Source organism: Nevskia sp. (assembly GCF_023266035.1).
GTDB lineage: Bacteria > Pseudomonadota > Gammaproteobacteria > Nevskiales > Nevskiaceae > Nevskia.
This window is the reverse complement of record NZ_JAHFRY010000156.1, coordinates 1-9,773: the sequence shown is the minus strand read 5'-3', so window position 1 is coordinate 9,773 and position 9,773 is coordinate 1. Positions and strand designations below refer to the sequence as shown.

Here is a 9,773-nt window from a genome sequence, read left to right as displayed (position 1 = left end):
AGGCTGCGTCAACGCTGCAACCCGGTATGTTTCCTCGGTAAGTGTCACCAGCGGCGTTGTCACGGTCACCGCGCAGAGCACCGGCACGACCGCCATTGACGACAAGACCCTTGTTTTCACGCCCAATCCCACCTCAGCTGGCCCGACCCTGGCCTGGTCCTGCAACACCGTTTCGACCATCGAAACGAAATATCGCCCGCAGGTCTGTCGCTAATAGGCCGATAGCGCCACGTAAGCCTCAGCTTGTGTCAGAACGCCGCCTTCGGGCGGCGTTCTCATTTGTGACATCCGAACGCTCGCCATGAATCCGCCACTCGTCGTCGTCACCACGCTGCTGGCCGGCATCGCTTTCGGGGCAGCGGCCCTTCATGTCGGCGGCATCGATACCCACCTCCAGTTTGCCAGCCTGCTCGCCGGGATCGTGCTTGCGGGCTGCGGGCTGCGTTTCATCGAGAACAATGCGGCCGGTCAGAAAACACTGCCGATCAGCCTGACCAGCGTCGGCTTGCTGCTGCTCGCCGTCTGGCTGCTGGCAAGCCCTGCATTCAGCATCCTCCCCGGCACCAGCTTCATCGTCGGCTGGACCGTTGCAGCGATGCCGCTCACTTATTTCGCCACCGTCGTCGCATTGCGCGATGACAGTGTCTGGCGGTCCAGCCTCTGGCTGATCCAGACCCTCGCGTTGCTGATCATGGCGCTGGGCCTGGTCGATTTCCTGCTGATCCGCAGTCGGCCGTTCTCGGTATTTCTCGACGTCAACGCGTTTGCGGCGTTCTGCAATGTGTTTGCCTTGCCAGCGATTGCCAGGCTGCATGAAAGAGTTCGCGCTGAAGGCTGGCGCGTGGCGGCGCGTTCCGGCACTGCCGGCTTTCTGCTGGTGGCGCTCGCCTGCCTGGCTGCCACAGCATCGCGTGGCGGGCACCTGAGCTTCCTGTTCGGCATCGCCGTGCTCGGTGCACTGCTGATCCGCCACGACCGGCAAGCCTGGAAAACGCTGGCCGCGAGCCTGATCCTGTTCGTGGCCTTGCTGGCGGTGATCGCACCGTTTCAGCACCATGCCGGCTCGCTGTCGAGATTGACCGGCATCAGTGGCGATCAGTCGACCGGCGATCGTCTAGCGATGTTGAAATCGACTTGGGCGATGGTCGAAGACGGGCCCTGGTACGGCAGCGGTCTGGGCACCTACAAAATCCGCTACCTGATGTTCCGCAGCCCAAACGAGTTATCGACTACCGGCGATCTCGCCCACAACGATTACCTGCAGATGCTCGCCGAAGGCGGGCCGCTGCTGCTCGGCCTGCTGCTGTTGCTGGCCTTGAGCCTGGCGCTGGCGGCGCGAAGACTGTGGCGTGAGGCGCGCAGCAGCAGCAATTCGCCGTCGTTCGTCGAAGCAGCCGGCCTGGTCGGCGCCTTGTGCTGTCTGTTCGGCCACGCCGCGCTCAATTTCATTTTCTACGTGATGCCGCTGGCGCTGATCGCCGGGCTGTACTTCGGCCGGCTGGATCTTCTGCGGACTGACGCGCGAAACTTCGATCTGTTCCGCGTCGTGTCACGCCCGATGCTGACCACGCTGCTCGCGGGGCTCGGCCTGTGGCTGACTGCCACCATCGGCCTGCAAAGCGCCTACTACACGATGACCACCGGCCAATGCAGCTTGCGGCTGTGTGCCGCCTTGTCCGGCGACGAGAAATTCTTTGCCAAGTTTTCCGCCTTGATGGCGGCCACGCAGCCGTCTTACCTGCCGGCGCGCGAGTGGTTCGTGAATGCCTACACGGCCAGTGCGAACCTCGCGGTTGACGATAACAAGCGCATCGAAGCGGCACGTCAGGCGGCGAAGGAACTATCCGATCAGATTCGTCAGTACCCGGCGTTGCCCTATACCTGGCGCGATCTCGGCAGCCTGATCCTGCGTCATCCGGAGGTCGCTGCAGCCGTCTCCGATGGCATTCCCCGCGACCCGACCGCCCTGTTCGCGGAAAGCCTGCGCCGCAATCCGCTCGATGCCGATGCCCGGGTCAAGCTGGCGCAGCGGCTCGATACCGACGGAAAGTCCGAAGCTGCGTTCTCGCTGCTGTTCGAGGACGGCATGCGCTGGTGGAAGGTCTCGGCATTTCCGGACAGCGGCCGCAGCCTGCTGCTGAAAGCCGCGATTCCGCTGGCGCTGAAACTCGGCCATTGCAAGGACGCGATCGAAATGGCGCAAGGGCTGACGATCTTCCTGCCCGATGACCCGCTGGCCAAGCCGATCGCCCGCTTGAGCGAACGCGAACCGCCGGTCAGCGACGGCACACCGGGCTGCGGCGCCGACTGAGCCGAATCGAGCCTCGCCGCTTGCATCACATCAGTACGCGCCTTACGGTTCTGGCACCCTCGCTTGAACCCACCCGATGAGCGCCACCACTGCCTCCTTGCCAGCAGCCGAACCGAAGGCGGCAGTCAGCCCGCCGAAGACCGGCTTCGCCCAGCAGCCCGGCTACCTGTTCGGGCCGTGGATGGATTTCTTCTGCCTCGGCGGCGCGACCCTGTTGATCATTCCTTGGTTCGCCTTGCTACCGACCGACTGGAAGGCCTACGGCGATGTTTTGATCCTCACCACGGCGGTCGCGCACTTCATCAACAACCCGCATTTCGCGCATTCCTATCATCTGTTCTATCGGGACTTCGGCAAGCGCGGCTTCAACGCCGAGTATCCGCGCGAATGGCGCGTGCGCTATCTGATTGCCGGCGTCGCGGTGCCGCTGCTGCTGATCGGCTTCTTCCTGTGGTGCCTGGTCACCAAAAACGCGCGGGCGCTGGGCTTCAGCGTCAACCTGATGTTCTTCACCGTCGGCTGGCATTACGTGAAGCAGGGCTACGGCATGCTGATGCTGGATTCGGTGTTGAAGCGGCGCTTCTTCAAGGAACGCGAGAAGAAGGTGCTGCTGTGGAATGCCTACGTGGTCTGGTTCCTGTCCTGGCTGCTCGCCAATGCGATCGCCTACAAGGCTGATTACTGGGGCATCTCGTACTACACCTTCGCCACGCCCCAGCCGATCCTGACGGCAATCGAAGTGATCGCCGGCCTGTCCTCGACCGCCGTGTTGCTGATGCTCGGCCTCAAGTGGCGAGCCACCAAGCAGGTGCCGCCGTTCAATGGCCTGGTGGCCTACACGGTGGCGCTGTACCTGTGGCTGCTCTATCGCGACCCGGTGCTGACCCTGATCTTCCCGGCCATGCATTCGATCCAGTACATGGTCGTGGTCTGGCGCTATGAACTGAACGTGCAGCAGGATCGCGCCGCCGATGCGAAGTCGCCGACGATGACGTTCGGCCTGCGCATGGCGCTGTTCTATGCAATCGCCATGGGGCTCGGCTATCTCGGTTTCTGGATGGGGCCGCAGTGGTTGGCAAAAGTGTTCCCGACGATGCTCGAAGGTGTCGGCAGCGGCGCCTTCCTGCTTGCGGCCTGGATCTTCATCAACGTCCATCACTACTTTCTCGATAGCGTGGTCTGGCGCAAGGGCAACCCGGAAACCGGCAAGTACCTGTTCCGTTGAGCCGCGCGCTCATTCCGGCTACCGGATCGTCGCTGGCTTCGCGGATGTGGGCGGTGTAATTTCCCGATTCCGCTCGCACGGCTTTTCCGTCCGGCGACCACCGGCTCGATTCGTGGCAACCCATTTCCAGACGACATCACCGCCCCCGGCACCACCGATCACCACCTTCATCGGCGGCCTGCCGCGTCGGCTGATCAATGACGGGCTGCTCACCGAGGAGCAAGCGCGCGAGGCGCAGACCAAGGCGGCCAGGACCGGCTCGCATTTCGTGTCGGTGGTGGTCGAAGCGAAGTGGATTCAGGCCACGCGTCTCGCCGAGATCGCCAGCATCGAGTTCGGCACGCCGCTGATCGATCTCGGCTCGATCACCGTCGATGCCGGCATTGCCCGCGAAATCAGCGAAAAGCTGATGCGCAAATACCACGTGCTGCCGATCTACAAACGCGATCGCCGGCTGTTCGTGGCGCTGTCCGATCCGACTCGCCTGCAGGCGCTCGACGAGGTCAAGTTCGCGACCGGCTATCAGGTTGAAGGCATCCTCGTCGAAGAGGACAAGCTGGCCAAAGGCATCGACGCCGCCGTTGCCGCCGTGCAGGCCACCGCGCTGCAGGGTGGCGATGAAGATCTGGAAAACCTCGAGATCGAAGGTGGCGAAGCGGATCCGGGCGCCGACACCGGCGGGGTCGATGCCGACGATGCGCCGATCATCCGCTACGTCAACAAGGTGCTGATCGACGCGATCAACCGCGGCGCCTCGGACATCCATTTCGAACCCTACGAAAAGAAGTACCGCATCCGCTACCGGGTCGACGGCGAGCTGAAGGAAATCGCCACGCCGCCGGTGCAGATGGGTGGCCGCCTGGCCGCGCGCCTGAAGGTGATGTCGCGGCTCGATCTGGCCGAGCGCCGGGTGCCGCAGGATGGCCGCATCAAGCTGAAGCTGTCGGCCAACAAGGCGATCGACTTTCGCGTTTCCACCTGCCCGACGATGTGGGGCGAGAAAGTGGTGATGCGCATCCTCGATGCCTCGAGCGCGATGCTCGGCATCGATGCGCTCGGCTACGAGCCGGACCAGAAGGAGCTGTACCTGAAGGCGCTGGCCAAGCCGCAGGGCATGATCTTGGTCACCGGCCCGACCGGCTCCGGCAAGACCGTTTCCTTGTACACCGGCCTGAACATCCTCAACGACGACAACACCAATATCTCGACCGCCGAAGACCCCTGCGAAATCAATCTGCCGGGCGTCAATCAGGTCAATGTCAACGTCAAGCAGGGGCTGACCTTCGCCGTCGCGCTGAAAGCCTTCCTGCGCCAGGACCCGGACGTGATCATGGTCGGCGAGGTACGCGATCTGGAAACTGCCGAGATCGCGATCAAGGCCGCGCAGACCGGCCATCTGGTGCTGTCCACGCTGCACACCAACGACGCGCCGCAGACCTTGACCCGCCTGCTGAACATGGGCGTGCCGGCCTACAACGTCGCCAGCTGCGTGACCCTGATCATCGCCCAGCGTCTGGCTCGCAAGCTGTGCAAGCACTGCCGCAAGGCCGATCTGGTGCCGAAGGAAGAACTGCTGCGTGAAGGTTTCACCGTCGAACAGATCTCGGCATCCGGGTTCACGATCTACAAGGCCCAGGGCTGCGATCAGTGCAACAACGGCTACAAGGGGCGCACCGGCCTCTATCAGGTGATGCCGGTCACCGACGCGATCTCGCGAGTGATCATGGAAGGCGGCAACGCTATCGACATCGCCGACCAGGCCGCGCGCGAAGGCGTGCGCACGCTCCGCCAATCGGCTCTGCGCAAGGTGCTGGACGGCACCATCGACCTTACCGAAGCGAACCGCGTCACCGTCGATTAGCAGTATTCTTTTCGCGGCGACGCAGCACCATCGTCAGTCGATCGGAATCAACCATGGCCGTAGCCAGCACTTTGGTGAAGGACGCAAGGTTTGCGTGGGAAGGCCGTGACCGCAAGGGCACGATGGTCAAGGGTGTGTCCGACGGCCCTAGCGAAGCCCACATCAAGCTGCAGTTGCGCAAGCAGGGCATCAATCCAATCCGGGTGCGGAAGCAATCGGCGCTGTTCGCCAAGCGCAAGAAGCCGATCAAGGGCCAGGACATCGCCGTGTTCAGCCGCCAGCTGGCGACCATGATGTCGGCCGGCGTGCCGCTGGTGCAGTCGCTGGAAATTGTCGGCCGCGGCCATGCCAATCCGTCGATGGGCGAAATGGTGCTCGGCATCAAGGGCACCATCGAAGGCGGCGCAACGCTGGCCGAATCGCTGGCCAAGTACCCGCGTCATTTCGATGATCTGTTCGTCAATCTGGTCGATGCCGGTGAACGCTCCGGCGCGCTGGAAGCGCTGCTCGACAAGATCGCCACCTACAAGGAAAAGACCGAGTCGCTGAAGAAAAAGGTCAAGAAGGCGATGACCTATCCGGCGGCGGTGATCGCCGTCGCGATGATCGTCACCTCGATCCTGCTGTACTTCGTGGTGCCGCAGTTCGCCTCGCTGTTCCAGGGCTTCGGCGCCGATCTGCCGGCGTTCACCAAGATGGTGATCTCGCTGTCCGAATTCATTCAGGCCGACTGGTGGCTGATCCTGCTGGTCGGTCTCGGCGCCTTCTTCGGCCTGCGGGAAGCCCATATCCGCTCGCCCAAGGTTCGCCGTTTCACCGATCGCCTGCTGTTGAAACTGCCGGTGGTTGGCGACATCCTCTACAAGTCCGCCGTCGCCCGGTATGCCCGCACCCTGTCGACCATGTTCGCCGCCGGCGTACCGCTGGTCGAAGCGATGGATTCGGTCGCCAAGGCCGCCGGCAATATCGTGTTCACCGAAGCGATCATGCAGATGCGTGATCAAGTGTCGACCGGCCAGCAACTGCAGCTGACGATGCAGCAGACCGGCCTGTTCCCGGCGATGGCGGTGCAGATGGTCGCCATCGGCGAGGAATCCGGCTCGCTCGATCACATGTGCGCGAAGCTCGCGGATTTCTACGAGGAAGAAGTCGACGCCTTGGTCGACAACCTCACCGCGCTGCTCGAGCCGATGATCATGGTCGTGCTCGGCGTTCTGGTCGGCGGTCTGGTCGTCGCCATGTATCTGCCGATCTTCAAGATCGGTGCAGCGATCTGATTGGCCTTAATTCTGTCCTCATTATTGGCCCCCAAGCTGCAGGAGCAGCACGCACTTGTGCTGCCAACCCCTGGGAATTTTCGATGAACAAGATCATTGCTGCCGTTGCCCTGTCGACCAGTTTCCTCGCCGCCGGCCTCGCCTCCGCCGCTGTGCCGCCCGCCAAGGCCAAAGCTACGGCTGAAGCGACGACGGATGCCAAGGCCACCGCCAAGACCAAGCGCGCGCACAAGGCTCACAAGACCGCCAAGCACACGACCCCGAAAAAGACCCTGGGCTGAGCCATCGTCGTACAGAAAAGGTCGGAAGCCCCCGCTTTCCGGCCTTTTTGCATTCAGGCAGATCGGCTCAGATCGGATAGATGATCGAGTTCGGAATCATCTCGCTGTCGTAGATGATCAGCCGGGAAGCGAACTTGAAACCGGCGAGATAGACCAGATGCCGGATCTTCGCCGCCGCGCAATCAGCCGCCGCGATAATCACCATGCCGCCCCAGGAATGGCGACAACCAGTTCGATCTCGTGGTGGAAATTCTTGGTCCGTGGCGGATACGGAATCGTTGCCGAACCATTCGGCCTCGTACACGTGAAGCACCCGGCGAACCTGCCGGAGATCGCGATCAATCTGTTCTGGCACGCCAAGCAGCATCAGGACCCGGCAAACCGCTGGCTGCGTGAGCTGCTGTTGCAGCTCCATACGCAGCCGCCCAAGGCCTAGGCGATCAAGACTCGCAAGGCGTCGCCCGGACTCGGCTGGCGCATCAGCGATTCACCGATCAGGAAGCGGCGCACGCCAGCGGCAAGCATTCGCTGCACATCGGCGGGCGCGCCGATGCCGCTTTCGGTGATCACGTCGTAGCCGGCGGGAATGCCGGCCAGCAGTTCGAGGGTCGTTTCCAGCCGGGTCTCGAAGGTCCGCAGATTGCGGTTGTTGATGCCGAGCAGCACCGGCGTCTTGAGGTCCAGCGCCAGCATCGCGTCGCGCTCCGGCCGGTCGTGCACTTCGATCAGCACGTCCATCTCCAGATCCTGCGCGAGCCGCGCCAGTTCGCCGAGCCGCGCGGGTTCCAATGCTGCGGCGATCAGCAGTACGCAGTCGGCGCCGATCGCGCGGGCTTCGACGATCTGGATCTCGTCGATCAGGAAATCCTTGCGGATCACCGGCAGCGGCGTGTGCTGGCGCGCCTCGACGAGGTAATCGTTATGGCCCTGGAAGAATTGCTCGTCAGTCAGCACGCTCAGGCAGGCCGCGCCGCCGCGCGCGTAATCCTCGGCCAGCCAGCCGGGGTTGAAGTCTTCGCGGATCAGGCCTTTCGACGGGCTGGCCTTCTTGATCTCGGCGATCACGCCAGCGCCAGTCGCAGCCTTCGCTGACAGCGCAGCGGCAAAACCGCGCGGTGACGGCTGCGCCAGTGCGATGCGTTCCAGATTGCCGATCGCGATGCGTCCCTGCAGCTCGACGATCTCGATGCGCTTGCGGGCGAGGATGGTTTCGAGGATGTCACTCATTCGATCAGGTTCCCCAGGTCTCAATTGCCGGAAGCGTGCGTCGCCGCGACATAGGCATCAACCTTCGCGCGGGCTGCGCCGCTGGCAATCGCCGCGGTCGCGCGGACGATGCCATCGGAAATCGAGCTGGCCACGCCGGCTGCATAAAGCGCCGCACCGGCATTCAGGCAGACGATGTCGCGCGCCTGGCCGGCGATGTTGTCCAGCGCTTGCAGCAGGCGCTGCTTCGAGTGCGCAGCGTCATCGACTTTCAGATTGCGGCTGGCTGCCATCGCCAGGCCGTAATCCTCGGGATGAATGTCGTACTCGCGAATCTGGCCATCGCGCAGTTCGCCGACCAGTGTCGCGGCGCCGAGCGAAATCTCGTCCATGCCATCGCGCCCCCAGACCACCAGCGCGCGCTGCACGCCGAGCTTCTGCAGCACGCGGACGAGGATGCCGACCAGATCCGGATGGAACACGCCCATCAGGATGTTCGGCGCACTGGCCGGATTGGTCAGCGGGCCGAGGATGTTGAAGATCGTTCGCACGCCCATTTCGCGGCGCACGGCGGCGACGTTCTTCATCGCCGGGTGATGGCGCGGTGCGTACATGAAGCCGATGCCGGTTTCGGCAAGGCAGCGCGCGACCTGTTCCGGTGACAGATCGATATCGGCACCGAGCGCTTCGAGCACATCGGCACTGCCGGATTTCGACGACACGCTGCGATTGCCGTGCTTGGCGACTTTCGCGCCTGCAGCCGCCGCAACGAACATCGAGGCGGTGGAAATGTTGAAGGTGTTCGAGCCGTCGCCACCGGTACCGACGATGTCGACCAGGTGCGCGTCCGCAGCACCACCCGGCGTCGGCACCTTCAGCGCGAACTCGCGCATCACTGTCGCCGCTGCAGCGATCTCGCCGACGGTTTCCTTCTTCACGCGCAAGCCGGTCAGGATCGCCGCCGTCATCACCGGCGACACTTCACCGCGCATGATCTGGCGCATCAGCGCGATCATTTCGTCGTGAAAGATTTCGCGGTGCTCGATGGTCCGCGCCAGCGCTTCCTGTGGCGTCATGACCCCATCAACTCCAGTTGTCCAGGAAGTTCTTCAGCATCGCGTGACCATGCTCGGTCAGGATCGATTCCGGATGGAACTGCACGCCTTCGATCGGCAAGGACTTGTGGCGCAAGCCCATGATCTCGTCCGGCGTGCCGTCCGGCTTCACCGTCCATGCGGTGGCTTCGAGTTCGGCCGGGAAATCGCCACGATCGACAATCAGCGAGTGATAGCGCGTGGCCGTGAACGGGCTCGGCAGACCGCGGAACACGGAGCCGGCCAGATGGTGGATCGGGCTGGTCTTGCCGTGCATCACCGACGCCGCACGGCGCACGGTGCCGCCGAAAGCCTGGCCGATCGACTGATGGCCGAGGCAGACGCCGAGGATCGGAAAAGTACCGGGCTTGCCGAGGCGTTCGATCAGTTCCAGGCAGATGCCGGCTTCGTTCGGCGTGCACGGTCCCGGTGACAGGACGATGTGGCTGGGTTTCAGTGCGGCTACCTCATCGACCGTGATCTGGTCGTTGCGGTGCACGGCAACCTCCGCCCCGAGC

9 protein-coding genes and 2 pseudogenes are annotated in these 9,773 nt (G+C 63.3%); 7 read left to right on the top strand and 4 right to left on the bottom strand.

The window, feature by feature from the left end; translation table 11 throughout:
• The 6 genes from Q0D45_RS18990 to Q0D45_RS18965 form a co-directional block, all read left to right on the top strand.
• Nucleotides 1-214, top strand: a 214-nt coding sequence (locus Q0D45_RS18990) for a pilin (RefSeq protein WP_293396658.1), incomplete at its 5' end; no start/stop codon positions are given.
• Between the two features lie 87 nt (nt 215-301).
• On the top strand, nt 302-2,311 hold the full coding sequence (locus Q0D45_RS18985) for an O-antigen ligase (protein ID WP_293396655.1): 2,010 nt from the start codon (nt 302-304) through the stop codon (nt 2,309-2,311).
• 76 nt (nt 2,312-2,387) lie between these two features.
• Nucleotides 2,388-3,536, top strand: a complete 1,149-nt coding sequence (locus Q0D45_RS18980) for a hypothetical protein (protein WP_293396652.1) — start codon at nt 2,388-2,390, stop codon at nt 3,534-3,536.
• A 112-nt stretch (nt 3,537-3,648) separates the two neighbouring features.
• Nucleotides 3,649-5,397 carry a type IV-A pilus assembly ATPase PilB gene (gene pilB / locus Q0D45_RS18975; protein WP_293396649.1) on the top strand — a complete coding sequence of 583 codons (1,749 nt, stop codon included), beginning with the start codon at nt 3,649-3,651 and terminating at the stop codon, nt 5,395-5,397.
• A 53-nt stretch (nt 5,398-5,450) separates the two neighbouring features.
• Nucleotides 5,451-6,674 (top strand): type II secretion system F family protein, encoded by a 1,224-nt coding sequence (locus tag Q0D45_RS18970; RefSeq protein WP_293396646.1) that lies wholly within the window; start codon nt 5,451-5,453, stop codon nt 6,672-6,674.
• A gap of 83 nt (nt 6,675-6,757) precedes the next feature.
• The gene (locus Q0D45_RS18965; protein WP_293396643.1) at nt 6,758-6,955 is read left to right on the top strand and encodes a hypothetical protein; all 198 of its coding nucleotides are present in this window, start codon (nt 6,758-6,760) and stop codon (nt 6,953-6,955) included.
• Nucleotides 6,956-7,022: 67 nt separating this feature from the next.
• Here Q0D45_RS18965 and Q0D45_RS21705 read toward each other — a convergent pair.
• Nucleotides 7,023-7,100: pseudogene (locus Q0D45_RS21705) on the bottom strand (salicylate hydroxylase); the annotation flags it as partial.
• Between the two features lie 138 nt (nt 7,101-7,238).
• On the opposite strand from Q0D45_RS21705, the pseudogene Q0D45_RS21700 reads away from it, so the two are divergent.
• Nucleotides 7,239-7,391: pseudogene (locus tag Q0D45_RS21700) on the top strand (LysR family transcriptional regulator); the annotation flags it as partial.
• Here Q0D45_RS21700 and trpC read toward each other — a convergent pair.
• The 3 genes from trpC to Q0D45_RS18945 all read right to left on the bottom strand — a co-directional run.
• The gene (gene trpC, locus Q0D45_RS18955; RefSeq protein WP_293396637.1) at nt 7,388-8,182 is read right to left on the bottom strand and encodes an indole-3-glycerol phosphate synthase TrpC; all 795 of its coding nucleotides are present in this window, start codon (nt 8,180-8,182) and stop codon (nt 7,388-7,390) included. The pseudogene Q0D45_RS21700 and the gene trpC overlap by 4 nt on opposite strands.
• A gap of 20 nt (nt 8,183-8,202) precedes the next feature.
• The gene (trpD, locus tag Q0D45_RS18950; RefSeq protein WP_293396634.1) at nt 8,203-9,237 is read right to left on the bottom strand and encodes an anthranilate phosphoribosyltransferase; all 1,035 of its coding nucleotides are present in this window, start codon (nt 9,235-9,237) and stop codon (nt 8,203-8,205) included.
• A gap of 7 nt (nt 9,238-9,244) precedes the next feature.
• Nucleotides 9,245-9,773, bottom strand: a 529-nt coding sequence (locus Q0D45_RS18945) for an aminodeoxychorismate/anthranilate synthase component II (protein WP_293396631.1), incomplete at its 5' end; no start/stop codon positions are given.

What these genes read in the sequence shown, in the direction of transcription:
- Q0D45_RS18970 (WP_293396646.1), top strand. Translation starts at nt 5,451, where the DNA reads ATGGCCGTAGCCAGCACTTTGGTGAAGGACGCAAGGTTTGCGTGGGAA.
- Q0D45_RS18965 (WP_293396643.1), top strand. Translation starts at nt 6,758, where the DNA reads ATGAACAAGATCATTGCTGCCGTTGCCCTGTCGACCAGTTTCCTCGCC.
- trpD (WP_293396634.1), bottom strand. Translation starts at nt 9,237, where the DNA reads ATGACGCCACAGGAAGCGCTGGCGCGGACCATCGAGCACCGCGAAATC.
- trpC (WP_293396637.1), bottom strand. Translation starts at nt 8,182, where the DNA reads ATGAGTGACATCCTCGAAACCATCCTCGCCCGCAAGCGCATCGAGATC.
- Q0D45_RS18985 (WP_293396655.1), top strand. Translation starts at nt 302, where the DNA reads ATGAATCCGCCACTCGTCGTCGTCACCACGCTGCTGGCCGGCATCGCT.
- Q0D45_RS18980 (WP_293396652.1), top strand. Translation starts at nt 2,388, where the DNA reads ATGAGCGCCACCACTGCCTCCTTGCCAGCAGCCGAACCGAAGGCGGCA.